23 protein-coding genes and 1 riboswitch are annotated in these 22,593 nt (G+C 73.2%); of the genes, 4 read left to right on the top strand and 19 right to left on the bottom strand.

Annotated features, from left to right (window positions below; translation table 11 throughout):
* Window positions 1–95 precede the first annotated feature (95 nt).
* The 4 genes from argC to AB0B63_RS29940 all read right to left on the bottom strand — a co-directional run bounded on the left by argC (window position 96) and on the right by AB0B63_RS29940 (window position 5,211).
* A complete protein-coding gene (argC, locus tag AB0B63_RS29955; protein ID WP_357024834.1) occupies window positions 96–1,097 on the bottom strand; it encodes an N-acetyl-gamma-glutamyl-phosphate reductase in 1,002 nt (333 codons plus the stop codon).
* A gap of 201 nt (window positions 1,098–1,298) precedes the next feature.
* Entirely contained in the window at window positions 1,299–2,120 is an 822-nt protein-coding gene (locus tag AB0B63_RS29950) for a hypothetical protein (RefSeq protein ID WP_357024831.1), read from the bottom strand.
* A complete protein-coding gene (locus AB0B63_RS29945) occupies window positions 2,117–4,396 on the bottom strand; it encodes a hypothetical protein (RefSeq protein ID WP_357024828.1) in 2,280 nt (759 codons plus the stop codon). Before AB0B63_RS29945 ends, AB0B63_RS29950 begins: the two co-directional genes overlap by 4 nt.
* Window positions 4,393–5,211 carry a hypothetical protein gene (locus tag AB0B63_RS29940; RefSeq protein WP_357024825.1) on the bottom strand — a complete coding sequence of 273 codons (819 nt, stop codon included), beginning with the start codon at window positions 5,209–5,211 and terminating at the stop codon, window positions 4,393–4,395. The genes AB0B63_RS29945 and AB0B63_RS29940 overlap by 4 nt, the downstream gene beginning before the upstream one ends.
* Before the next feature lie 173 nt (window positions 5,212–5,384).
* Here AB0B63_RS29940 and AB0B63_RS29935 point away from each other — a divergent pair, with 173 nt between their 5' ends.
* Window positions 5,385–6,263, top strand: coding sequence for a Crp/Fnr family transcriptional regulator (locus AB0B63_RS29935; protein ID WP_244253374.1), 879 nt, complete (start codon window positions 5,385–5,387; stop codon window positions 6,261–6,263).
* A 55-nt stretch (window positions 6,264–6,318) separates the two neighbouring features.
* Here the strand turns inward: AB0B63_RS29935 and pheT are convergent, their stop codons facing one another.
* From pheT to AB0B63_RS29890, 9 genes are all read right to left on the bottom strand, one after another.
* A complete protein-coding gene (gene pheT, locus AB0B63_RS29930; protein ID WP_357024822.1) occupies window positions 6,319–8,898 on the bottom strand; it encodes a phenylalanine--tRNA ligase subunit beta in 2,580 nt (859 codons plus the stop codon).
* A 40-nt stretch (window positions 8,899–8,938) separates the two neighbouring features.
* Window positions 8,939–10,018 carry a phenylalanine--tRNA ligase subunit alpha gene (pheS, locus tag AB0B63_RS29925; RefSeq protein ID WP_219469765.1) on the bottom strand — a complete coding sequence of 360 codons (1,080 nt, stop codon included), beginning with the start codon at window positions 10,016–10,018 and terminating at the stop codon, window positions 8,939–8,941.
* A 211-nt stretch (window positions 10,019–10,229) separates the two neighbouring features.
* On the bottom strand, window positions 10,230–11,069 hold the full coding sequence (locus tag AB0B63_RS29920) for an RNA methyltransferase (RefSeq protein ID WP_357024817.1): 840 nt from the start codon (window positions 11,067–11,069) through the stop codon (window positions 10,230–10,232).
* A gap of 31 nt (window positions 11,070–11,100) precedes the next feature.
* Window positions 11,101–11,493 carry a 50S ribosomal protein L20 gene (rplT, locus tag AB0B63_RS29915; RefSeq protein ID WP_067305147.1) on the bottom strand — a complete coding sequence of 131 codons (393 nt, stop codon included), beginning with the start codon at window positions 11,491–11,493 and terminating at the stop codon, window positions 11,101–11,103.
* Window positions 11,494–11,525: 32 nt separating this feature from the next.
* A complete protein-coding gene (gene rpmI, locus AB0B63_RS29910) occupies window positions 11,526–11,720 on the bottom strand; it encodes a 50S ribosomal protein L35 (protein WP_088645193.1) in 195 nt (64 codons plus the stop codon).
* 19 nt (window positions 11,721–11,739) lie between these two features.
* Window positions 11,740–12,390 carry a translation initiation factor IF-3 gene (gene infC, locus AB0B63_RS29905; protein ID WP_357024813.1) on the bottom strand — a complete coding sequence of 217 codons (651 nt, stop codon included), beginning with the start codon at window positions 12,388–12,390 and terminating at the stop codon, window positions 11,740–11,742.
* Between the two features lie 346 nt (window positions 12,391–12,736).
* Window positions 12,737–13,210 carry a PH domain-containing protein gene (locus AB0B63_RS29900; RefSeq protein WP_208570181.1) on the bottom strand — a complete coding sequence of 158 codons (474 nt, stop codon included), beginning with the start codon at window positions 13,208–13,210 and terminating at the stop codon, window positions 12,737–12,739.
* A 56-nt stretch (window positions 13,211–13,266) separates the two neighbouring features.
* Window positions 13,267–14,112, bottom strand: coding sequence for an ATP phosphoribosyltransferase (gene hisG, locus AB0B63_RS29895; RefSeq protein WP_208570180.1), 846 nt, complete (start codon window positions 14,110–14,112; stop codon window positions 13,267–13,269).
* A 46-nt stretch (window positions 14,113–14,158) separates the two neighbouring features.
* Entirely contained in the window at window positions 14,159–14,422 is a 264-nt protein-coding gene (locus tag AB0B63_RS29890) for a phosphoribosyl-ATP diphosphatase (protein ID WP_132265090.1), read from the bottom strand.
* A gap of 238 nt (window positions 14,423–14,660) precedes the next feature.
* Here AB0B63_RS29890 and AB0B63_RS29885 point away from each other — a divergent pair, with 238 nt between their 5' ends.
* From AB0B63_RS29885 to AB0B63_RS29875, 3 genes are read left to right on the top strand one after another with little or no spacing between them, the layout of a single operon-like run.
* Complete coding sequence (locus AB0B63_RS29885; protein WP_208570179.1) at window positions 14,661–15,530, top strand: transporter substrate-binding domain-containing protein; 870 nt, start codon at window positions 14,661–14,663, stop codon at window positions 15,528–15,530.
* A gap of 5 nt (window positions 15,531–15,535) precedes the next feature.
* Window positions 15,536–16,405 (top strand): amino acid ABC transporter permease, encoded by an 870-nt coding sequence (locus AB0B63_RS29880; protein ID WP_357024808.1) that lies wholly within the window; start codon window positions 15,536–15,538, stop codon window positions 16,403–16,405.
* A 1-nt stretch (window position 16,406) separates the two neighbouring features.
* The gene (locus tag AB0B63_RS29875; RefSeq protein ID WP_357024805.1) at window positions 16,407–17,150 is read left to right on the top strand and encodes an amino acid ABC transporter ATP-binding protein; all 744 of its coding nucleotides are present in this window, start codon (window positions 16,407–16,409) and stop codon (window positions 17,148–17,150) included.
* A 74-nt stretch (window positions 17,151–17,224) separates the two neighbouring features.
* On the opposite strand, the gene AB0B63_RS29870 is transcribed toward AB0B63_RS29875, so the two are convergent.
* The 6 genes from AB0B63_RS29870 to ribD form a co-directional block, all read right to left on the bottom strand.
* Window positions 17,225–17,917 carry an alpha/beta fold hydrolase gene (locus AB0B63_RS29870; RefSeq protein ID WP_357024802.1) on the bottom strand — a complete coding sequence of 231 codons (693 nt, stop codon included), beginning with the start codon at window positions 17,915–17,917 and terminating at the stop codon, window positions 17,225–17,227.
* 120 nt (window positions 17,918–18,037) lie between these two features.
* The gene (ribH, locus tag AB0B63_RS29865) at window positions 18,038–18,538 is read right to left on the bottom strand and encodes a 6,7-dimethyl-8-ribityllumazine synthase (RefSeq protein ID WP_357024854.1); all 501 of its coding nucleotides are present in this window, start codon (window positions 18,536–18,538) and stop codon (window positions 18,038–18,040) included.
* Window positions 18,539–18,540: 2 nt separating this feature from the next.
* Complete coding sequence (locus AB0B63_RS29860) at window positions 18,541–19,818, bottom strand: bifunctional 3,4-dihydroxy-2-butanone-4-phosphate synthase/GTP cyclohydrolase II (protein WP_357024799.1); 1,278 nt, start codon at window positions 19,816–19,818, stop codon at window positions 18,541–18,543.
* The gene (gene pnuC / locus AB0B63_RS29855) at window positions 19,815–20,510 is read right to left on the bottom strand and encodes a nicotinamide riboside transporter PnuC (RefSeq protein ID WP_208570175.1); all 696 of its coding nucleotides are present in this window, start codon (window positions 20,508–20,510) and stop codon (window positions 19,815–19,817) included. The genes AB0B63_RS29860 and pnuC overlap by 4 nt, the downstream gene beginning before the upstream one ends.
* A complete protein-coding gene (locus tag AB0B63_RS29850) occupies window positions 20,507–21,199 on the bottom strand; it encodes a riboflavin synthase (protein ID WP_244253372.1) in 693 nt (230 codons plus the stop codon). Before AB0B63_RS29850 ends, pnuC begins: the two co-directional genes overlap by 4 nt.
* A gap of 1 nt (window position 21,200) precedes the next feature.
* On the bottom strand, window positions 21,201–22,262 hold the full coding sequence (gene ribD, locus AB0B63_RS29845; protein WP_219469743.1) for a bifunctional diaminohydroxyphosphoribosylaminopyrimidine deaminase/5-amino-6-(5-phosphoribosylamino)uracil reductase RibD: 1,062 nt from the start codon (window positions 22,260–22,262) through the stop codon (window positions 21,201–21,203).
* 140 nt (window positions 22,263–22,402) lie between these two features.
* A riboswitch (FMN riboswitch) is annotated at window positions 22,403–22,572 on the bottom strand.
* Window positions 22,573–22,593 lie beyond the last annotated feature (21 nt).

Here is a 22,593-nt window from a genome sequence, read left to right as displayed (position 1 = left end):
GACTGCGGGGCTCCGCTGCGCTGCGCTCCTCGCGCTCACCCGAACCGACCTTTCGTTCGCGACTGCGGGGCTCCGCTGCGCTGCGCTCCTCGCGCTCACGGGGCAACTCCAAAGAGGGGCAGGCCGGTGGTTTCGGGCAGGCCGAGCATCAGGTTGGCGTTCTGCACCGCCTGGCCGGCGGCGCCCTTGCCGAGGTTGTCGATGGCGCTGACCACGATCACCCGGCCGGAGTCGACGTCGACGGTGGCCTGGAGGTGGCAGGAGTTCGCCCCGGCGGTGGCGGCGGTGTGCGGCCACGCCCCCTCGGGCAGCAGGTGCACGAACGGCGCGTCGGCGTACGCGTCGGCCAGCACCGCACGCGGGTCGGCGTCGCCGGTGGGCACGGCGGTGACGGTGGCGAGGATGCCGCGCGGCATCGGGGCCAGCACCGGGGTCAGCGACAGCCCGGTCGCGCCGGTGGCCTGCTTGATCTCCGGGACGTGCTGGTGGGCACCGACCTTGTAGGGCGACAGGTCCCCCATCACCTCGCTGCCGAGCAGGTGCGTCTTGGCGGCCCGCCCGGCCCCGGAGGTGCCGGAGGCGGCGACCACGACCACGTCGGCCGGCGAGACCGCACCGGCGGCGATCAGCGGCGCGAGGGCCAGGGTGATGGCGACGGCGTAGCAGCCGGTGTTGGCGACCCGGGTCGCCCCGGCGATCGCGGACCGCTGGCCGGGCAGCTCCGGCAGGCCGTACGTCCACGCCCCGGCGTGCGGGCCGCCGTAGTAGCGGGACCAGGCGTCGGCGTCGCGCAGCCGGTGGTCGGCGCCGAGGTCGACCACCCGCACCGACTCGGGCAGTTCGGCGGCGAGCGCCGCCGACTCGCCGTGCGGCAGGGCCAGGAAGACCAGGTCCGCGTCGGCCAGCGTCGCCGCATCGGTCGCCGCGAACACCAGGTCCAACCCCACGAGCTGCGGGTGTACGGCGGTGACCGGCGCACCGGCCTGACGGTGGGCGGTGGCGGTGACCAGGTCGAACTCGGGATGACCGGCGATCAGGCGCAGCAGCTCGCCCCCGGCGTAACCACTCGCTCCGGCGACCGCAACTCGGATACCCATTCCTACCTCCGCATGACTATGCAGAGAAGGCTAGTCCGCACCTGCGCTGGATGCAAGTTAATACATCCGTCCGCATGTAAATGATAAACCTGACCATCGGTCACGCCCCGACCACCCTGGGCGAACCTGCTGTCCTGGCTACGTCGACCGACCCAGAGGTGGCCGGGTCCCGGCTTGCCGGCCCGGGACCCGACCACCGGCTCAGTTCGCCCGCTCGGCCAACCCGTGCTGCCGCTGGTAGGTCCGCAGCGCCACGTCCCAGGCCTCGGTGTACTCCGACGGGCCCAGGTTGAGGTCGTGGTGTCCCCGGACCGCCTCCCGCAGCAGGGCCACCAGCTCCGGCACCGTTCCGCGACGCTCGTCGACGTAACGGCGGAAGACGTCGGCGAACTGCTCCCCGGTCAACCGGGCCGCGTGCGCGGTCACCGGATCGGCCTCCAACGCCTGGAGCACCGCACACCACCGGCGGGTCAGGTCGTCGACGTGCCGGGCCCGGATCTTCTGCAACTCGTGGTCACACTCCAGCCGGATCCGTTCCTCCCAGTACGGCCGCAGCCGGTCACGCACCCGCTCGTCGGGGCTGACCCGCACGTGGGCGGTGAACTGCGGCAGCGACTCGTTCGCCGGCCACCGCTGCCCGGCGAGCCGTTCGTTGAGCACCCGCTCCAGCTCATGGGAGCGGTGCGGCTCGAACTCCCGGGACACGTCCACGATCCGCTCCCGGACGATCCCACCGGCCCAGTCGAGATACCGCTCGGCACGGAACTTCAACTCGTCGAACGTCATCCGCCGGCCGGTCCACAGATACACGGGGTGCACCCGGAAATCGAACGCGTCCCCCTTCGCCGGCACCAGCAGCGGATGCGGGACGTCCTGGCGGAACGACACCGTGACGGGCGGCGGCGGTGGCAGCGGCGGCACCGGCTCGAGCGGAGCCGGCGAGCCGAACAGGCCCTGCCACCAGTGGCGGCGCTGCGGCACCGGAAGTTGGCTGCCCATGGCGGTGCTGGGGTGCGGGTTCATCGGTGATCCTCGTCGGTGAGTCGGCGTACGGCGGCGAGCAGGGAGTTGTGGGGCATCAGGGGTCCCCAGACGTGGCTCAGCTGGTGGTCCAGCCGGTGCCGCAGGGGTGCCCGGCCCGCCACCACCAGAGCGAGCAGTTCCAGGCAGTGGGCGGCGACCTCGGGGTGACCGTCGGCCCGGTTGAGCCAGAAACCGAGCGTGCGCCACGCGCGGTAGGCGGTCGTGGGCAGGCTGAGCGCGTTGGCCCAGCAGTCGGCCAGGTCGGTCGTCGACACGGTGCCGACCCGCGCCAGATCGAGCAGCTCCGGCCAGTGCTCCCGAGGGGCGGGCGCCCACCGGTCGGCGAGCACCCGCAACGCCCGTCCGGCGTGCAGCCACACCTCCGGGTCCGGCGACCGGGTCCACTGCGCGAGGGCCGGCAAAACGGTCGCCTGGTGACCGGCCGTATGCACCTCGACCAGGCCCCGCACCACCGAGTGGTGCCAGCGTTGCATCCGCGCCCCGGCGATCTGGCGCAGATGCAGCAGGGCGGTGTCGGGCCAGAGCCGGGCGAGCCCCAACGCGTAGGCGCGGGCAACCGTGTCCCGCAGGTGGGCCGGCCCTACGGACGCCCACCGGTCCAGTTCCGTGCGTACGCGCTGGCGCAGCTCCGGTTGCATGGCCATGGCGACCAACGCGATGGCGGCGGCCTGCCGGACGCCGGCCCGGCGTTCCCGGGCCAACTGGTCCACGGTCTCCAGGGCGACCCGCACCCCGTGCCGGGCCGACCAGCCCACCGCTCCCGCAGCAGCCTCCCGGACCCCGGGCGACCCCGTGCGCACCAGGGTGGCGAGCCAACCGAGCAGATGCTCCGGCAGCCACCAGTCCGACCAGGCGACCTCCAGGAGGCTGGTCCGCAACTGGTCGTTGCCGGGCGAGAACTCGATCCGCCGCCCACCGCTGAGCCGGTCGTCGTCGACCAGGACGACGGCCTGCCGCAGCACCGGTCCGAGCAGCAGGTCGACCACCCCACCGAGGAACCCCACCGGTGGCGTGGTCGCGCCGTCGGTGTCCGGTGCCGGCCCCGTCAGCAACCGTCCGGCCGCCGCCTGGACCTCCACCACCGACTGTCCCGCCAGCACCGCGCAGGACAGCCGGAACGCCCGCCGCTGGTCGACGTCCCACCGGGACGACCCGTCGACACCGTCTTCCTCGACGCAGAGCACCCGTCGGGCACGTTCGCGCAACTGCCGGGGCAGCAGTCGCTCCAGCCGTTCGGTGAGATCGCCGCCGCGCGGCGGCGCCTGGGCGATCAGCTCCGCCAGCCGGACGACCTCACCGGCGCGCGGACCGCCGGCCAGGTGGGCGGCGAGCAGCGGATGCGGGACGCACTCCTCCTCGACGTACGCGTCGACGCAGTCACCGGTGCAGTGGTCGGCGCACCAGCCGACGCACTGCCCACGCAGCAGCCGGCGCAGTTGCGCCCGGAACACCTCCACCGAGGCCGCCGGGCGGTGGGGCACCAGCTGCCCGGTGAACTCCTGCTCCCGGTGCGCGAAGTCCCCGACCAGCACCAGGCTGCTCCCGAGGGTCTCCAACCTCGCCGCGAGTCCCACCAGGGTCAGGCCGTCCAACTCCCGGACCGCCTCGTCGCCGAGCGCCAGGGTGTAGCCGTGGCCGGGCCGAACGGGTGCGTCGGCGCCCAACAGGTCCGACAGGTGTTCCGCGTCGAGCACGCCGACCCGGTCGTAGCCGTAGCGTCGGGCCGAGGCCAGGCAGCCGGCGGTGTGTCGCCCCGTTCCGTCGGGGCCGGTCAGGCAGACCAGGTGGCGCAGTTTGAGCTGCCGGTCCAGCCGCTGGTCGCTCGGCGCGGGGGCGTAGCCGTCGGCCAACTGCCGCACCCAGGTGCCGCTGAGCGTCTCCGACCAGGTCCGGCCGCCCGCCCCCACGGTCGCCGTGGTGATGTTCACGGTGCCGATCGCGGTAGCCCCCGGACCGGTCGCGTTCTGGCCCCGGACCCGTACGTCACCGACCCCGATGCTCGACGGGGCACCGAGCAGTGCGGTGAGCCGGGCGAGGACGGCAGCCGGGTCCGGTGCCTCCTCCGGCTCGTCCTGCGGTTCGTCCTCGGCGGCCGACCCCGGCGAGGGCGCATCCGTCGGCGCGGGCCGCCCGACCACGGTCTCGTCCGACCCCCGTTCGTCGGAGCGGGCGGAGTCCGGCGCGGCGTCGACCGGTGCGGGCGGTTCGACGTCGTCCGGGTCCGGTGGGTCCCACGAATCCGCCGTCCCGTTCATCGGCCGCCGCTCCCGCCGCCGAAGACGGCGTCGCGGCCGACCGATCCGATGGCCGTCGCGTTCGGGCCGATCGCGTTCTGCCCCTGCACCCGGATGTCGCCGGTGCGGATTCCCGACCCGGCCGTGCCGGCCCCGGTGTCCTTCCCGGCCGTGCCGGACCCGGTGTCCGGCCGGGGAGGTGGCGGTCCCCCGGTGGGCGACGACGGCTCCTGCGGCGGTGGCCACGACGACATGTCCTCGTCGACCACGTAGAGCCAGGCGGGCTCCCGGAACTCCTTCGCCGGGTGCTCGACCTCGATCCGGCGGAACCGTTCCGGCCGCATCTCCTCCGGATACTCGCAGACCACGTCGCGGTACATCTCCGTCGAGACGACCAGCGCGACCCCCGCGTCGGGGAACGCGGCGAGCGCCTGCCGCACCGGGGTGGCGTCGCAGAGCCGGCAGACGTGCACGACCGCGTGGCCGGGGAAACCGTTGGCCCCGTCCAGGTGCACCAGACCCTGGTGTACGGCCACCCGCAACCGGATCTGCGCGGGAGCGGTCCGGCTGCTGTTGAACGCCCGCAGCCGCCGGTTGAGTTCCGGTACGAACCGGCCGATGACCCGGGACTCCGGGACGTCGCGGGGCAGGATCGCCAGCTCGCCGTCGCCGGCCTGCTGGGTGGTCCAGGCGACCCGGTCCAGGCCCACCTCGGTCGCCGCCGCATGCAGCAGGGTGTGGAAGTTCTCCTGTGCCTCGTACTGCTGAAGATTGCTGCGTCGGCTGTACCGCTCCATGTCCACGGAAACCAGCAGACGCCGTTCGGGATGTCGCATCCGGCACACCCTTCGTCGCCGGCCCGCTCGGCGAGCGGGCACCACCGGGCACATCGAACCCGGCCCGACGCCCGCAGACCCCTCAGAAGTACGGCATCGGCGGGACTGTCGGCATCCGGTCATCCCACCGTGGACAGATGTCGTGGTAGCCGGCATCCGGTCTGCTGCCCAGCATGTGGACGAACCTGACCGAACTGCTCCTGGCGCTCGGGGTGTCCCCCGCCGCGATCCTCGCCCTGCTGGTCGTCGAGGCTCTCGCGGTCCGCAGCGGGGCGGTGCGACGCGTATCCACACGGATACGCTTCGACACTTCTCGTCTGCTGAGGAAGGTGCTGATGCTGATGCGGCTACCACACGACCGGCCCGACGGCGACTGGCCGTACGGGACCTTCCTGCAACGGCTCGACGACCCGGTGCGGACCGCGTTGCTGGCGTCCGGAGTCCGGCGTCAGGTACCGGCCGGGCAGATCCTCATCCACGAGGGTCACCGGGAGGCGCACCTGGTGCTGCTGGAGGACGGCCTGACAAAGGTCACGGCGTCCCTGCCCGACGGGCGGACCGCCCTGCTGGCACTGCGGGTCGGCGGCGACCTGGTGGGCGAGATGTCGGCCCTCAACGACCGCCCCCGATCGGCGACCGTGACCACCTGCGGGCCCACCAGCTACAGCGTCATCCAGCCCGAACAGTTCAAGACCTTCCTGCGGGGCCACCCCAACGCCGCCCTGGAACTGGCCGCCATGGTCTCCGACCGGCTGCGCTGGTCCAACCGCCGCCGGATCGACTTCTCCTCGTACTCGGTGAAGATCCGGGTGGCCCGGGTGGTGGCGGACCTGTGCCGCTCACACGGTCGACAGGACCGCGACGCGGTGGTCATCGACGTCCGGCTGACCCAACCGGAACTCGCCACCATCTGCGGGGCCGCCGAGACCTCGATCCAGAAGGCGCTGAGGGAGCTGCGCGCCGACGGGCTGGTGGAGACCGACTACCGGCGGATCACCGTGCGCGACCTGGCCGCCCTGCGCGCCTGCGGGGAGATCACCGACGAGACGTGACGGCGACGGCCCCGACCCGGTTACCGGATCGGGGCCGTCGTCAGGCCGGTGCGCGTCAGGCGCCGCGCAGGGTCGCCCCGAACCGCTGGGTGGCGACGGCGACGGCGGCGTCCCGGGCGGCCACCGCCTCCTCCACGGTCAGCGTCCGGTCCGGAGCCCGGAAGGTGAGCTTGTACGCCAGCGACCGGCGGCCCGCGCCGAGCGACTCCGAGGCGTACACGTCGAAGAGGCGGACGTGCTCCAGCAGCTCACCGGCCCCCTCGACCAGTGCGGCCCGGACCTCGGCGGCCGGCACCGACTCGTCCAGCACCAACGCCACGTCGATCAACGCGGGGGGGAACCCCGACACGGTCGGCGCGGACACCACCGGGGCGGCCGGCAGGGCGTCCAGGTCCAGTTCCATGGCGCTGGTGCGGCGCGGCAGCTCCAACGCCGCCACCACCGTCGGGTGCAGCTCACCGGCGTGGCCGACCACCACCCCGTCGACCAGCAGCGCGGCACACCGACCCGGGTGCCAGGGGGCGTGCTCGGCGGCCCGTACCTCGATCCGGTCCGCCGGCAGGTCGGCGGCGGCGAGCACCGCCCGGCCGGCCTCCACGGCGTCGGCCCAGCCGGCGGCGCGGCCCGCACCCCACCAGCCGGCCGGGTCCACGTCCCCGGTGAGCACCACCGCGACGTGCCGGGGCTGGGCCGGCACCACCGCGTCGGCGGCGGCGAACTCGGCGTCGGTGGGGCGACGGTCCACCCCCATGACCGGCGGCGCACCCACCCCGGCCCGCGGGTGGAACACCGTGCCGATCTCATAGAGCGCGAGGTCACGGTGGCCCCGGCCCAGGTTGCGCTTGAGGATGCCGAGCAGCGGGCCGAGCAGCGTGGTGCGCAGCAGCGGCTCCTCCTCCGACAGCGGGTTGGCCAGCCGCACCGCCGGCCGACGCGGGTCGTCGGCGGGCAGCCCGAGCTGGTCGGCCAGCTCCGGGGCGACGAACGGCAGGCCCAGCACCTCGACGTAGCCGCGTTCGGCCAGTGAGCGGGCCACCGCCCGGCGGCGACGCTGCTGCCAGGTCAGACCCCGGCCGGGCGGCGCGGTCGGCAGCACCGACGGCACCCGGTCGTAGCCGTCGAGGCGGACCACCTCCTCGACCAGGTCGGCCGGGTCGGTGAGGTCGGGCCGCCAGGTCGGCGGGGTGACGGTGAGCACGTCGCCGGCACCGGCGGTCGTCCCGACCGTCCCCGGGTCCTCGGCCAGCCGGTCGCCGCCCCGGATCACCGTGCAACCCACCTGTTCCAGCAGGTCGACCACCCGCTGTGGGGAGTAGTCCACCCCGATCCGGCGCGACGGCAGGTCGGCCGGGAGGGTGACGGGGCGCATCGGCCGGACGTGGTCGAGGTCGAGGACCTCCGCGCCGGCCTCGCCACCGCCGTGCGTGGTGAGCAGCTCGACGGCGCGCTGGAGGGCCACCAGCGGCAGCGCCGGGTCGACCCCCCGCTCCCACCGCTTGGCCGCCTCGCTGAACAGCTTGTGCCGGCGGGCGGTGCGGCCCACCATCACCGGGTCCCAGTGGGCGGCCTCCAGCAGCACGTTGGTGGTGCCGCCGACCACCTCGCTGGTCTCGCCGCCCATCACCGCGGCCAGCGAGATCGGGACGCCGTCGCCCGCGCCCGCGAGGGAGTTGGGCAGCCCGGCGTCGCAGATCACCATGTCCTCGGCGGTGAGCGCGCGGACCACCCCGTCCAGCGTGGTCACCTTCTCGCCCGCCTCGGCCCGGCGCACCACCAGCGGACCGGTGATCCGGTCGGCGTCGAAGGCGTGCATCGGCTGACCCAACTCGAGCATCACGTAGTTGGTGATGTCGACCGGCAGCGAGATGCTGCGGATGCCGGCCACGGTCAGCCGCTGCCGCATCCAGCCGGGCGTGGTCGCCGTCGGGTCGACACCCCGGACCATCCGGGCGGCGAACCGGTCACAGCCGACGGTGTCGCGCAACTGCACCGGGTACGCCGGCTCGTCCGTCCCGGCCGGCGCGGGCACCAGGCCCGGGTCACGGAAGGACAACCCCAGGGCGTACGCCAGCTCCCGGGCGATGCCGCGCACGCTCAACGCGTACCCCCGGTCGGGGGTGATCTCCAGCTCGACCACGACGTCGTCGAGGCCCACCACCGGCCGGGCGTCGTCGCCGGGTCGGGCGGCGGTGTCCGGCGGCAGCACGATGATGCCGGAGTGGTCGTCACCCAGCCCCAGCTCCTGCGCCGAGCAGATCATGCCGGCCGACATCCGGCCGTACGTCTTGCGGGCGCCGATGGTGAAGTCGCCGGGCAGGACCCCGCCGGGCAGGATCACCACGACCCGGTCGCCGGGGGCGAAGTTCCGCGCCCCGCAGACGATCTGCTGCAACTCGCCGGTGCCGTTGGCGGCGCCGACGTCGACCAGGCAGTGCCGGATCGGCTTCTTGAACCCGGTCAGCTCCTCGATCTCGCGGACCTCACCGACGACCAGCGGACCGGTGACCGTGCGGCGCAGGTCCACCACGGACTCGACCTCGACGCCGAGGTCCACCAGGGCCTGTTCCAGATCCTCGGTGGGCAGGTCGACGGGGAGATCGACATACTCCCGCAGCCAACTGACAGAAACTCGCATGACTCAGACCACCGTCTCCGTGACTCGTACCCGCATCGCCCTACGCCCCGGCCCCGAACGCGCGGGTGAACCGCACGTCGCCCTCGGCCATGTCCCGCATGTCGCTGACCCCGTGCCGGAACATCACCGTCCGGTCGATGCCCATGCCGAACGCGAACCCGGAGTAGACCTCCGGGTCGATGCCGCAGGCCCGCAGCACCCTCGGGTTGACCATGCCGCAGCCGCCCCACTCGACCCAGCGCGGGCCGTCGCGGTGCTCGGGGAACCACACGTCGAACTCCCCCGACGGCTCGGTGAACGGGAAGTAGTGCGGCCGCCACCGGGTCTTCGCCCCCGCGCCGAACATGGCCCGGGCGAAGTGGTCGAGGGTGCCGCGCAGGTGCGCCATCGTGATGCCCCGGTCCACCACCAGGCCCTCGACCTGGTGGAAGACGGGAGCGTGGGTGGCGTCCAACTCGTCGGTGCGGTAGACCCGGCCGGGCACCACCACGTAGATGGGGGGCTTGCGGGTGAGCATGGTGCGCGCCTGCACCGGCGAGGTGTGGGTGCGCAGCACCAGGCCGGAGGTGTCCGCGCCGGCCGGCGGTGCGATGTGGAAGGTGTCCATCAACCCACGCGCCGGATGGTCGGCGGGGATGTTCAACGCGTCGAAGTTGGTCCACTCCAACTCGACCTCGGGACCCTCGGCCACCTCGTAGCCCATCCCGACGAACAGGTCGCTGATCTGCTCCATCAGGGTCGACAGCGGGTGGCGTGCACCCCGGGGCCGCCGGTCGTACGGCAGGGTCACGTCGACCCGCTCCTCGACCAGCACCCGGGCGGCCTGCTCCCGGTCGAGCACCTCGGCGCGGGCCGCGTACGCGGACTCGATCGCCCGGCGGGCCTCGTTGACCCGCTTGCCGGCGTCGGACTTCGCGGCCGGCGGCAGCGCGCCGATCTCCCGGCGGGCCAGCGACACCGGGGACCGGTCACCGAGGTGCGCGGGGCGCAGCGCGGTCAACGCGTCGGGGTCGGTGGCGGCGGTGAACGCCTGCTCGGCGGTGGCCACCGCCTCGGCCAGGGCGGCCGGGTCGAGCAGGGCGACCTGCTTCGGGTCGTACGGATCGTTGCGGTAGCTCATGGCGTACGGGCACTCCCTCACGGCGGCGCCGACCCTCCCGGGCGGCTAGGCGAGTCTACGGACGCGCGGCTTCGCCGCAGCCCGCCGGTGGGAGTTGCGCGCGGGGAAGGGTCAGGCCCGCCGCCCGCCGACACCGGCGGGCTGGGTAAACGAACGCCGTGGCGCGTTCCGCACGTGACCGACTCCCCTGCTGGGTGTGCGCCGACCGGGGTCAGCGCAGTGCTCGGGCTGAAGCGTACAGGCAGACGGCGGCAGCCGCAGCCAGGTTCAGGCTCTCCGCCCGCCCGTGCAGCGGCACCCGGACCCGGGCGTCGGCGACGGCGGTCAACTCCTCAGGCAGACCGTGCGCCTCGGCCCCGAACAGCCAGGCGGTGGGGGCGGCGAGCCGGCCGTGGTCGACGAGGTCGTCGAGGTCGTCGTCGCCGTACCCGGTGGTGGCGAGGACCGCCAGCCCGGCGGCCCGCAGCGCGTCGACCACGGCCCCGGGGTCGGCGGCGCGGACCACGTCGACGTGGAAGAGGCTGCCGGCGGAGGCCCGCACGCACTTGCCGTTGTAGGGGTCGACGGTGTCACCGGCGAAGACCACCGCGCCCGCGCCGGCCGCGTCGGCGGTGCGCAGCACGGTCCCGGCGTTGCCCGGGTCACGGATGCCGGCGAGCACCGCGACCAGGCGGGGTCCGCGCGCCAGGGCGGTCGCGAGCGGCACGTCGAGGTGCCGGCAGACGGCGACCAGCCCCTGCGGGGCGACGGTCTCGGTCAGCGCCGCCAGGGCCTCGTCGGTGACCTCGGAGACCGGCAGGTCGGCGTGGGCGGCCCGGCACGCCAGGTCGGCGTGCCGGTCCAGGGCGGTCGGCGTGCCGAAGAGTTCCACGACCGTGCCGGTGCGGTCGAGCGCCTCGCGGACCGCCTGCGGCCCCTCGGCGAGGAAGCGGCCCGCCGCGTCGCGGTCCCGCCGCCGGTGCAGCCGCCGGGCGGCGACCACCCTGGGGGTACGCGGGGTGAACGGGCCGGCGACGGCGTCGAGGCGCCTCCCGCGCGCTGGTGACTGCATGGGAGACGCCTCGATCTGCTGCCGGGGTGGGTCAGGCGGCCTGGGCCGCGGCGCCACCGGTGCCCTCGGCCGTCACGGCGGCCCGGGCCAGCTCGACGATCGCGGCGAACGCCGCGGCGTCGTGGACGGCCAGGTCGGCCAGGATCTTGCGGTCGACCTCGATGCCGGCCAGGCGCAGGCCCTGGATGAGCCGGTTGTAGGTCATGCCGTTGGCCCGGGCGCCAGCGTTGATGCGCTGGATCCAGAGCTGCCGGAAGTCGCCCTTGCGGTCACGACGGTCCCGGTAGGCGTACTGCATCGAGTGCAGCACCTGCTCCTTGGCCTTGCGGTACAGCCGGGAGCGCTGACCGCGGTAACCACTCGCGGTCTCCAGCAGGGTACGACGCTTCTTCTGGGCGTTCACAGCCCGCTTGACGCGTGCCATCTCAACTCCTTGTTAGGTAAAGGTGGCGCGCGTCAGCGGCCGAGCAGCTTCTTGATGCGCTTGACGTCGGACTTGGCCAGCTCGACCGTGCCGGTCAGCCGCCGGGTCTGGGTGGACGGCTTCTTCTCCAGGTTGTGGCGAAGGCCGGCCTGCTGGGCGACGATCTTGCCCTTGCCGGTCACCTTGACCCGCTTGCCCATACCCGTGTGGCTCTTCATCTTCGGCATGTGGAACGTCTTCTCCCTGTTACTGGCCGCTGGTGTCAGCGGTCGGGCCGGTCTCGCCGGCTGCTGCGGTCTCGCCGGCCACCGGGGCCTCGCCGTCTGCCGGCGACGCGGACTCGTCCGCGGTCCGGTCCCGGGGGCCGGTGCGGGACGCCGTGGCGGCGACCGCGGAGGCCTTCACGGCCCGGTGCGGCGCGAGGACCATGATCATGTTCCGACCGTCCTGCTTCGGAGCGGCCTCGACGTATCCCAGGTCCGTGATCTCGGACTCGAGCCGGCGCAGGAGCCGGTAACCCAGCTCCGGGCGGCTCTGCTCCCGACCACGGAACATGATCGTCACCTTGACCTTGTCGCCCGCCTTGAGGAACCGCACCACGTGACCCTTCTTGGTCTCGTAGTCGTGCGGGTCGATCTTCGGCCGGAGCTTCATCTCCTTGATGACGGTCTGCTGCTGGTTACGCCGCGCTTCGCGCGCCTTGAGTGCGCTCTCGTACTTGAACTTGCCGAAGTCCATGAGCTTGCACACCGGCGGGCGCGCCATCGGCGCAACCTCGACCAGGTCCAGGTCGACGTCCGCGGCCAGCTGCAGGGCGCGCTCCAGCGGGACGATGCCCACCTGCTCACCCTCAGGGCCGACCAGTCGGACCTCACGTGCCCGGATCTGCTCGTTCACGCGTGGTTCGACGCTGATGGGGCCTCCTCGAGTCGAGTCTGCTGTGTGGCCGACTCCGCGCGGCCCCCGGGTGGGGACGACTCGGAAAGCAGAAGGCCCCGGCACATGCCAGGGCCCGCTCGACCGGTCGGCACGATCACATGATCGCGCATCCGGCACCGGGACATGCCCGGAACCGGTGACCGGACCCGGCCACCGACTGGGGCGACTCGGGTGGGAGCAGGCGCTCCGCTTCGGGACCGCCTGACCGCCGGAGGCGGAGGCAGTCTGGTCGACTCCGAAACACTACACCCCCGCCCCAGCCATCCCCAAACCGGGCCCGCAGGTCAGTGGGGGTGGAAAATCCTCAGCCCCGGGTCGGGGCGCCGCCCAGGCGGGCCAGGTGGGCCTGGTGCAACCGGCGCAACGCGCGCACCCCGTCGACCGCGATCTCCTTGTCGGCGGCCTGGAGCGCCACCATCGGCAGCAGGTCGTCGTCGTGCAGCTCCAGGCTGGCCCACGGCGCACCCCGGTCGAAGCGCACCCCCCGCACCACCTCCCAGGGCAACTCGTACGAGCCGAGGATGTTGCGCACCCGCACCCCCCGGGCGTCCGCCTCGACCCGGGGCCGGGTGAACAGCAGGATGCCCAGCGCGCCGAACACCCCGAGGCCGATCATGGCGAACTGGTCACCGCGCTGAAAGGTGCCGTAGCCCTCGCCGGTCGCCCCGGTCAACGAGGTGGCCACCAGGCTGAAGACCACCAGCAGGGCGATCGCCGAGGCCCAACAGACGACCCGGATACGGCGCGGCTTCAGGCGGATCAACTCGGTGTCGCTCACCGCTCCAGTCTGCCACCCGCCGCAGCCCACCCCCGCGCCGCCACCCGGTGGCGGGATCAGAGGCGGCAGGCGTGGATGTTGGTGACCAGGATGGCGCGGGCGCCCAACTCGTACAGCTCGTCCATGATCCGGTGCACGTCGTCGCGGAGCACCATCGCCTGCACGGCGACCCAGCCCTCCCGGTGCAGCGGGGAGACCGTCGGCGACTCGATGCCCGGGGTGAGGGCGCTGGCCCGGTCGAGCAGACCGGCCGGCACATCGTAGGCGAGCATCACGTACCGGCGGGCCACCAGCACCCCGTGCAGGCGACGCAGCAACTGCTCCGCCTGCGGGTGGGCCGGCGCACCGGCCCGGCGGACCAGCACCGCCGAGGAGCGCAGCAGCGGGTCCCCGAAGACCACCAGCCCGGCCTGGCGCAGCGTCGCGCCGGTCTCCACCACGTCGGCGACGACGTCGGCGACCCCGAGCCGGATGGCGTTCTCCACCGCGCCATCGAGCCGGATCACGTCGGCCTTGACGCCCAGGTCGGCCAGGTAGCGCTCGACCAGCCCCGGGTACGCGGTGGCGATCCGGTGCCCGCCCAACTCCTGCACGTCACCGACGTCCTGGGGGCGGGCGGCGAAGCGGAAGGTGGCCCGGCCGAAGGCCAGGTCGACCACCTCCTCGGCGGGGGCGCCGGAGTCGATCAGCAGGTCCCGGCCCGTGATCCCGACGTCGAGGTCACCCGAGCCGACGTAGGTGGCGATGTCCTTCGGGCGCAGGTAGAAGAACTCGATGTCGTTGGCCTCGTCCGGGCAGACCAGGTCCTTGGGGTCGGTGCGCTGGCGGTAGCCCGCCTCGCGCAGCATCTGGGCGGCCTTCTCGGCCAGGGCGCCCTTGTTGGGTACGGCGACACGCAGCATGACGGAGTGCTCCTTCGATCGGATCAGATCAACGACGCGGGCGCACTCACAGATGTCGGTAGACGTCCTTCAGCTCCAGACCGCTGGCCAGCATCAGCACCTGCACCTGGTAGAGCAGTTGCGAGATCTCCTCGGCGGTGCGTTCCGGCCCCTCGTGCTCGGCGGCCATCCACGACTCGGCCGCCTCCTCGACGACCTTCTTGCCGACGAAGTGCACCCCCTTGGACAGGGCGGCGACCGTGCCCGAGCCCGGCGTGCCGGCGGCGGCCTTGGCCTGGAGCTCGGCGAACAACTCCTCGAACGTCTTCACGGGACCGGATTCTTCCAGCCGCCCCCCGACGCCGTGCGCTCCGGGGTCCGGCCGAGTCGTCCGGCCACGCCGGGTTCCCGCAGGCTGGGACGCGCCCGCCGGCCCGGTGGCGTGCCGGCCCAGCCGGGACGACCGGACGGCACCCCGGCAACGGACCGGACACGTTTGGACATCGATCTCTCATCTACCTGATGGGACACCCTTCGAGGGATCGGCGCTCTTCTCTATCCTGGCGGCCATGGTCAGCAGTAGCTCACGTGCCCGCGCCGCCGCCACCGCCGCCGTTCTCCTCGTCGCGGTGGCCGGATGCGCACCCCAGGAAGTGACCCCCACCCCCGACGCCGTCCCCACGGCGGCCACCTGCGCCAAGGACAGCCTGAAGACCCGGACGCCGGGCAAGCTCACCGTCGCCACCGACGAACCCGCGTACGAACCATGGTTCAAGGGCAACAAACCGGACACCGGCGAGGGCTTCGAGGCCGCCGTCGCGTACGCGGTGGCAGAGAAGCTCGGCTACGCCCGGGGGGACGTCACCTGGACCCGGGTCAAGTTCGACACCGCCATCGCCCCCGGCCCGAAGACCTTCGACTTCGACATCAACCAGTTCTCCATCACCGAGGAGCGCAAGCAGGCGGTCGACTTCTCCGCCCCGTACTACCTGGTGCGGCAGACGGTCATCGCGCTCAAGTCCTCGAAGATCGCCGGGAAGAAGTCGGTGGCGGACCTCAAGAACGCCAAGCTCGGCGCCCAGGTGGGCACCACCAGCTACCAGGCGATCACCGCGCTGATCAAGCCGACGGTGAAGCCGCAGGTCTACAACAGCAACGACGACGCCAAGAAGGCCCTGCAGAACGGTCAGCTCGACGGTCTGGTGGTCGACCTGCCGACCGCGTTCTATATCACCGGGTCGGAGCTGCCCGAAGCCACCATCGTCGGCCAGCTGCCGCAGGTGGGTGCGCCGGAGGCGTTCGGGCTGCTGCTGGACAAGGACTCCCCGATCACCCTGTGCGTCAGCAAGACCGTCGGTGAGCTCTCCGGGGACGGCACGCTCAAGCAACTGGAGCAGAAGTGGCTCGCCCAGGTGGCGGGGGCGACCGAACTCCAGTGAGCCGGGTGTCACCACACCACGACAGCCCGGCCGCGCCCCGGCGACACGTCGCGTCGACCGCGCAGCGGCAGCGGGCCGCGTACCGGCGTCGGCAGACGACCCGCAGCGTGCTGGTCGCCGCCGCCTCCACGGCGGTGCTCGGCACGCTGCTGGTCGTCGCGGTCACCGGCGCGCCCGGCTGGGACCGGGTCCGCCGGTCGTTCCTGGACCCGCAGATCGCCCTGGACGCCCTGCCGGACGTGCTCGCCGGGCTGTGGCTCAACGTCCGGCTGCTGGCCTGCTGCGCCGTCGGGGCGCTGCTGCTCGGCCTGCTGATCGCGCTGCTGCGGACCCTGCGCGGACCGGTCTTCTTCCCGGTCCGTGCGCTCGCCGCGGGCTACACGTACACCTTCCGGGGTCTGCCGCTGATCATCGTGCTGTACGTGCTCACCCTCGGCGTGCCCGGCCTGCGGTTGCAGGGGATGCCCCCGGTGCTGGTGCTCGGCGGGCTGGCGCTGGTGCTCACCTACGGCGGCTACCTGGCGGAGGTGTTCCGGGCCGGCATCGAGTCGATCCACCCGAGCCAGCTCGCGGCGGCCCGCTCGCTGGGCCTGACCTACCGGCAGACCATGCGGCACGTGGTGCTGCCGCAGGCCGTCCGACGGGTCGCGCCGCCGCTGCTCAACGACGTGGTGGCGTTGCAGAAGGACGTCGGCCTGGTCTCCCTGGCCGGCCCGATCGACGCCGTCCGGGCGGCGCAGATCGCCACCGCGCAGACCTTCAACTACACCCCCTACATCCTGGCCGGGGTGCTGTTCGTGCTGCTCGCCATCCCGCTGATCGCGGTCACCGACTGGGTGACGCTGCGCTCGGCCCGACGCCAGTCCGGAGGCTGAGATGCCCGTGCTGACCTGCCGGGGGCTGCGCAAGGAGTTCGGCGGTCAGGTGGTCCTCGACGGGCTCGACCTGACCGTCGAGGACCACCAGGTGGTCGCCCTGATCGGCGCGTCCGGGTCGGGCAAGTCGACCCTGCTGCGCTGCGTCAACCTGCTGGAGGAGCTGGACGACGGGACCATCGAGCTGGACGGCGTGGAGATCTCCGACCCCCGGGTCGACCCCGACCGGGTCCGCCAGCGCATCGGCATGGTCTTCCAGTCGTACAACCTGTTTCCGCACCTGAGCGTGCTGGACAACGTCACCCTCGCGCCGCGCCGGGTGCACCGGCGGGAGCGGGCCGAGGCCGAGGCGCAGGCCCGGGAACTGCTCGACCGGGTGGGCCTGGGTGGGAAGGCCGACGCCTACCCGGACCGGCTCTCCGGCGGCCAGCAGCAGCGGGTGGCGATCGTCCGGGCGCTGGCCAACTCGCCCCGGCTGATGCTGCTCGACGAGGTCACCTCGGCGCTCGACCCGGAGCTGGTCGGGGAGGTGCTGGCGATGATCCGGGACCTGAAGTCCGCCGGGATGACCATGGTGCTGGCCACCCACGAGATGGGCTTCGCCCGGGAGGTCGCCGACCAGGTCTGTTTCCTCGACGCCGGCCGGGTGGTCGAGGCCGGGCCACCCGCCCAGGTGCTCGGCGAGCCGACCCACCCAAGGACCCGCCAGTTCCTCAAGCGGATCATCGACGCCGGCCGCCTGTAAGGAAGGGCCCCCTTACCAGCGCCTCCCGTACAGGAAGGGGCTCTTCCCGACCAGCGCGACAGCGGGACCCGGGATCAGCCGAGGGTGCGGTCCAGGAACGCCCGTACTGCGGCGTGGAACTCGGCCGGTCGATGGATGTGCGGGGCGTGTCCCGCGTCAATGGTGAGCAACTCACCGGCGGGCAGCCGGGCGGCCATCCTGGCGAGTTGGTCCTGCGGCAGATGGCTGGTCGGCCCACCCGCAACGACCAGCGTCGCCGCAGTGAGCTGCGCCAGCCGGTCCCACCACGCCGGGTCGGGATCGTTCAGCTCTGCGACCACCGTCTCCCGCACCGCCCAGTCGAAGGGCTGCGGCTCGGCGGGTCGGGGCGGGAGACGGAAGCCGAGCGGGACGGGCGGTGGCGGCTCGGTCAGGACCAGGGCGGCCACCCGGTCTGGGTACGCATGAGCGAACTGGTAGGCCAGCACCGCGCCGAGCGAGTGGCCGACCAGGGTCACCCGGGTCAGCGCCAGCGCATCCAGCAGCGCACGGACGTCATCGCGCAGGTCAGTCAGGGCGTATCGGCCGGTGTGATCGGTGCTGCCGTAGCCGGGCAGGTCCGGGGCGTACAGCCGAGCCGTGTCGCCCAGCGCGGCGGCCAGACCCGCCCAGATGAGACCGTCCGTGGAGCCGCCATGCAGTGCGACCAACGGTCGTCCGGCCGGCGGGCCCCAGCTGCGGTACGCCATCCGTAGGCCCGGCAACTTCGCGAACTCGATCTTCCCCATGCCTCAGTCAATCATGGCGATAGATTCCTCGTCGGCCGGCCAGGGTGCTGCCCCGGGTGCCAGAGCTGACGCACCGCAGGTGAGGAAGGGACCCTTCCCTACACCTGGCGGGGCGGGTGGTCAGTGGGCGAAGCCGACGCGGTGGCCGTTGGCGGTGGTGACGTCGCGGATCGCCAGGGCGGCGTCGAGGGCGGCGACGGTGGCCGACCAGCCCTTGTCCTCGGCGGAACCGGGCAGCCCGGCCCGGTCCCGGGCCTGGTCGAGGGTCTCCACGGTCAGCACCCCGTGCGCCACCGGCTTGCCCTCGTCCAGGGCGACCCGGGTCAGCCCGTCGGTCACCGACCGGCAGACGTAGTCGAAGTGGGCGGTCGCACCGCGCACCACCACGCCCAGGGCCACCACCACGTCGCAACGCCGGGCCAGGGCCTGGGCCACCACCGGCAGCTCCACCGAGCCGGCCACCCGGGCCGTCACGGCCCGCGCACCGCACGCCTGCGCGGCGGCCACCGCCCGGTCGAGCATGTGGTCGGTCAGCTCGCCGTGCCAACGCGCGGCCACCACCCCGACCGTCAACCCGGTGGCGTCCACCGGGGTCACTCCCGGTTCACCGAAACCCGCCATGGTCATGCTCCGATCTCGTCGCCGGGGACCGGCCGGCCCATCGGGGCCTCGGTCACCTCGTCCAGCTCGTCCAACAGGTGGCCCATCCGGTCCCGCTTGGTCCGCAGGTAGCGGACGTTCTCCGGGTGCGGTCGGACCGGCAGCCCCTCCCGACCGGTGACGGTCAGCCCGTACCCCTCCAGCCCGGCCCGCTTGGCCGGGTTGTTGGTGAGCAGCCGCATCGACCGCACCCCCAGGTCGTAGAGGATCTGCGCGCCGGTGCCGTAGTCCCGGGCGTCGGCGGGCAACCCCAGGTCGAGGTTCGCGTCCACGGTGTCGCGGCCCTGGTCCTGGAGCTGGTACGCCTGGAGTTTGTGCAGCAGGCCGATGCCCCGCCCCTCGTGGCCGCGCACGTAGAGCACCACGCCCCGCCCCTCCCCGGCGACCCGGGCCAGCGACGCCTGCAACTGCGGCCCGCAGTCGCAGCGCAGCGACCCGAAGACGTCCCCGGTGAGACACTCGGAGTGCACCCGGACCAGCACGTCGTCGCCCTCGCCCAACTCGCCGAAGACCAGCGCGACGTGTTCGGCCGGGTCGTGTTCGGCCCGGTAGCCCAGCGCCCGGAACACCCCGTACGGGGTGGGCATCCGGGCCTCGGCGACCTGCTCGACCTGCTTCTCGTGCCGCCGCCGGTAGGCGACCAGGTCGGCGATGGTGACCAGGGTGAGCGAGTGCTCGACGCAGAACTTCTCCAGATCCGGCAGCCGCATCATGGTGCCGTCGTCGTTGACCAGCTCGCAGAGCACCCCGGCCGGCCGCAACCCGGCCAGCCGGGTCAGGTCGACCGCCGCCTCGGTGTGCCCGGGTCGGCGCAGCACCCCGCCCGCGCGGGCCCGCAGCGGCACCACGTGGCCGGGGCGGGCCAGATCCGTCGGGTCGGTGCCGGGGTCGGCGAGCAGCCGGATGGTGTGCGCCCGGTCGGCTGCGGAGATGCCGGTGCTGACCCCCTCCCGGGCGTCCACGGTCACCGTGTACGCGGTGCCGCGCCGGTCCTGGTTGGTGTGGTGCATCGGCGGCAGGTCCAACCGGTCGCACTCCGCCTCGGTCAGCGGTACGCAGACGTAACCGGAGGTCCAGCGGACCATGAAGGCGAGCAGCTCCGGGGTGGCCAGCTCGGCGGCGAAGATCAGGTCGCCCTCGTTCTCCCGGTCCTCGTCGTCGACCACCACGACGGGCCGGCCGGCGGCGATGTCGGCCACCGCCTCCTCGATGCGGGCAAAGGTGACACCGTGCGTGCTCATGCCACGACCTCCGAGTAGGTGGGCGGGATCGGCGCGGACGCCGTACGGGCGGCCCGCGAGGTGCGCCACCAGGCGGCGAAGCCCCAGCCGCAGAGTGCGCCGTAGACCAGGTACATCGCCGCCGAGGGATAGAAACCGCCGCGCAGCAGCAGTGGTACGCCGACCGCGTCCACGGCGATCCAGACCAGCCAGAACTCCACCCAGCCCCGGGCCATCCCGTAGGTGGCCAGCAGGCTGCCGGTGAGGATCCAGGCGTCCGGCAGCGGCCCCCAGGAGCCGAGCGCGGCCAGCAGCGGATAGCCCAGCGCGGTGCCGACGACGGCGGCGAGCAGCAGGCCCAGCCGTTCCCGGCCGGTGGCCCAGCGGGGGGTGACCGCCGGGGCGTCCCCACCCTGGCGGCGGTTGCTCGACCAGCGCCACCAGCCGTAGACGCTGACCGCGAAGAAGAAGACCTGCCGGCCTGCCTGGCCGTAGAGGTCGTGCGCTTGCGGGGTGGCGAACACGCCGCCGAGGAAGACCGTAAACAGCAACCCGTTGCCGATCATGCCGACCGGCCAGGCCCAGACCAGCCGGCGCAACCCGAGCAGCGCCGAGACCAGCCCGAAGGCGTTGCCGACGATCTCCCGGACGAGCACCGGGGAACCGACGACCTGCACCTGGGCGTCGAGCAGCCAACCTATCGGCCCGGTCACCGCGCACCCCCGCCGACCGGCGGGAGCACCGGGCCACCGGCGTTGCCGGCCACCGGCCCGTGGGGACCTGCGGACGGCGGTGCGCCGTCGCCGGGCAGGCGGGTGCCGAGGAGACGTTCGACGTACTTGGCCAACACGTCCACCTCCAGGTTGACCGGGGCACCGACGCCCCGACCGCCGAGCGTGGTGAGCTTGAGGGTGGTGGGGATCAGCCCGACGGTGAACCAGTCGTCGCCCACCGCCGCCACGGTCAGCGACACCCCGTCGACGGTGATCGAGCCCTTCTCCACCACGTACCGGGCCAGGGCGGCGGGGAGCCGGAACCGCAGGGTCTCCCACTGCGCGGCCGGCTCCCGGGAGAGCACCTCGCCGACCCCGTCGACGTGGCCCTGCACCAGGTGCCCGCCGAGCCGACTGTTCAGCGCGGCGGCCCGCTCCAGGTTGACGGGGTCACCGGGGTGCAGCCCGCCGAGCGCCGAGCGGCGCAGTGTCTCGCCCATCACGTCGGCGGTGAACACCCCGCCGTCGACGTCGACCACGGTCAGGCAGACCCCGTTGACCGCGATGGAGTCGCCGTGCCGGGCGTCGGAGGTGACCAGCGGGCCGCGGATCGCGACCAGCGCCGAGTCACCCCCCGTGTCGGCGATCCGGACGACCTCGCCCAACTCCTCGACGATGCCGGTGAACATGTCAGGCCTCCCTCTTCCGGGGCAGCGCGGTGATCCGCAGGTCGGATCCGACCCGGGTAACGTCGGTGAGTTCCAGATCGATGGCGTCGGCGATGGTCGTCACACCGGCGTCGATCAATGCGGTGGGGCCACCCCCGAGCAGCTTCGGCGCGACGTAACCGACGACCCGGTCGACCAGGCCGGCGGCGAGGAACGCCCCGGCCAGCCGGGGGCCGCCCTCCAGCAGCGCGGCGCGTACCCCCCGGTGGTGCAGTTCGGCCAGCAGGGCCGGCAGGTCGACCCGGCCGTCCGGGCCGGCCCCGACCTCAGCGACGGTGGCGATCCAGGTGCGGGCGGCACCGTCGCGGACCCGGGCGTCGGCCGGGGTACGCCCCGCGCTGTCCACCACCACCCGCAGCGGCTGCCGGATGGCCAGGGTGCCGTCGCGCAGGTTACGGGCGGTCAGCCGGGGATCGTCGGTGAGCACGGTGCCGACCCCGGCGATCACCGCGTCCACGGTGCCGCGCAGCGCGTGCACGTCCATCCGGGCGGCCTCGGAGGTGATCCACATGCTGCTGCCGTCGACCGCCGCCGACCGGCCGTCGAGGGTGGCGGCGTACTTCCAGATGAGGTACGGCCAGCCGCGCCGCATCGAGGTCAGCCAGGCGACGTTGCCGGCCTCGGCCTCGTCGGCGCGTACCCCGAACTCGACCCGCACCCCGGCGGCGCGCAGGGTGGCGGCGCCACCCGAGGCGACCGGGTTGGGGTCGGGCACGGCGACGACGACCCGGGCGATGCCGGCGCGGATCAGCGCGTGACTGCACGGGCCGGTGCGACCGGTGTGGTCGCAGGGTTCCAGGGTGACCACCGCGGTGCCGCCCCGGGCCCGCTCACCGGCCTGGGCGAGCGCGACGATCTCGGCGTGCGGCCCGCCGGTGTAGGCGTGGAAGCCCTCCCCGACGACCGTGCCGTCCGCGTCGAGCAGCACACAGCCGACGACCGGGTTGGGGCTGGTGGTGCCGAGGCCCCGGGCACCCAGCTCGATGGCACGACGCATCGCCTCGTCCACGGAGACGCCGCCCATGCCCTGCCCTCTCCCTCGCCGGTCCGCGCGCGGGCGGTACGGGAGGAACGGGCAGGCGGCGGCGGAACCGGGAACGGCAGGGCCGCCCCCGGGGGAGCCCACGCGCGGCCGGATGACGCCCGCGCAGGCCCGCCCCGCCCGCGCGCTGTCTCCCATCCGGACTGTCGGGGGTGCGGACGGACCGCTCCCCCACCGTCGGCCCCGGATTCTCACCAGGTCCACCGGGCGGCACAGCCGTCCGGGTCGCGGGCTTACCACTGTTACGTGGATCACCGCCGGTTCGGAATTTCACCGAGCCCCGCCAGCGCGTGGTGGGTACATGCGAAGTCTT

The sequence above is a fragment of the Micromonospora sp. NPDC049081 genome, from assembly GCF_040648835.1.
GTDB lineage: Bacteria > Actinomycetota > Actinomycetes > Mycobacteriales > Micromonosporaceae > Micromonospora > Micromonospora antibiotica.
This window is presented reverse-complemented; position numbering and strand designations above follow the sequence as displayed.

Coding starts and splice junctions, on each gene's coding strand:
- argC (WP_357024834.1), bottom strand. CDS start 1,097: ATGGGTATCCGAGTTGCGGTCGCCGGAGCGAGTGGTTACGCCGGGGGC.
- AB0B63_RS29950 (WP_357024831.1), bottom strand. CDS start 2,120: ATGAACCCGCACCCCAGCACCGCCATGGGCAGCCAACTTCCGGTGCCG.
- AB0B63_RS29945 (WP_357024828.1), bottom strand. CDS start 4,396: ATGAACGGGACGGCGGATTCGTGGGACCCACCGGACCCGGACGACGTC.
- AB0B63_RS29940 (WP_357024825.1), bottom strand. CDS start 5,211: ATGCGACATCCCGAACGGCGTCTGCTGGTTTCCGTGGACATGGAGCGG.
- AB0B63_RS29935 (WP_244253374.1), top strand. CDS start 5,385: ATGTGGACGAACCTGACCGAACTGCTCCTGGCGCTCGGGGTGTCCCCC.
- pheT (WP_357024822.1), bottom strand. CDS start 8,898: ATGCGAGTTTCTGTCAGTTGGCTGCGGGAGTATGTCGATCTCCCCGTC.
- pheS (WP_219469765.1), bottom strand. CDS start 10,018: ATGAGCTACCGCAACGATCCGTACGACCCGAAGCAGGTCGCCCTGCTC.
- AB0B63_RS29920 (WP_357024817.1), bottom strand. CDS start 11,069: ATGCAGTCACCAGCGCGCGGGAGGCGCCTCGACGCCGTCGCCGGCCCG.
- rplT (WP_067305147.1), bottom strand. CDS start 11,493: ATGGCACGCGTCAAGCGGGCTGTGAACGCCCAGAAGAAGCGTCGTACC.
- rpmI (WP_088645193.1), bottom strand. CDS start 11,720: ATGCCGAAGATGAAGAGCCACACGGGTATGGGCAAGCGGGTCAAGGTG.
- hisG (WP_208570180.1), bottom strand. CDS start 14,112: ATGCTGCGTGTCGCCGTACCCAACAAGGGCGCCCTGGCCGAGAAGGCC.
- AB0B63_RS29885 (WP_208570179.1), top strand. CDS start 14,661: ATGGTCAGCAGTAGCTCACGTGCCCGCGCCGCCGCCACCGCCGCCGTT.
- AB0B63_RS29875 (WP_357024805.1), top strand. CDS start 16,407: ATGCCCGTGCTGACCTGCCGGGGGCTGCGCAAGGAGTTCGGCGGTCAG.
- AB0B63_RS29870 (WP_357024802.1), bottom strand. CDS start 17,917: ATGGGGAAGATCGAGTTCGCGAAGTTGCCGGGCCTACGGATGGCGTAC.
- ribH (WP_357024854.1), bottom strand. CDS start 18,538: ATGGCGGGTTTCGGTGAACCGGGAGTGACCCCGGTGGACGCCACCGGG.
- AB0B63_RS29860 (WP_357024799.1), bottom strand. CDS start 19,818: ATGAGCACGCACGGTGTCACCTTTGCCCGCATCGAGGAGGCGGTGGCC.
- AB0B63_RS29850 (WP_244253372.1), bottom strand. CDS start 21,199: ATGTTCACCGGCATCGTCGAGGAGTTGGGCGAGGTCGTCCGGATCGCC.
- ribD (WP_219469743.1), bottom strand. CDS start 22,262: ATGGGCGGCGTCTCCGTGGACGAGGCGATGCGTCGTGCCATCGAGCTG.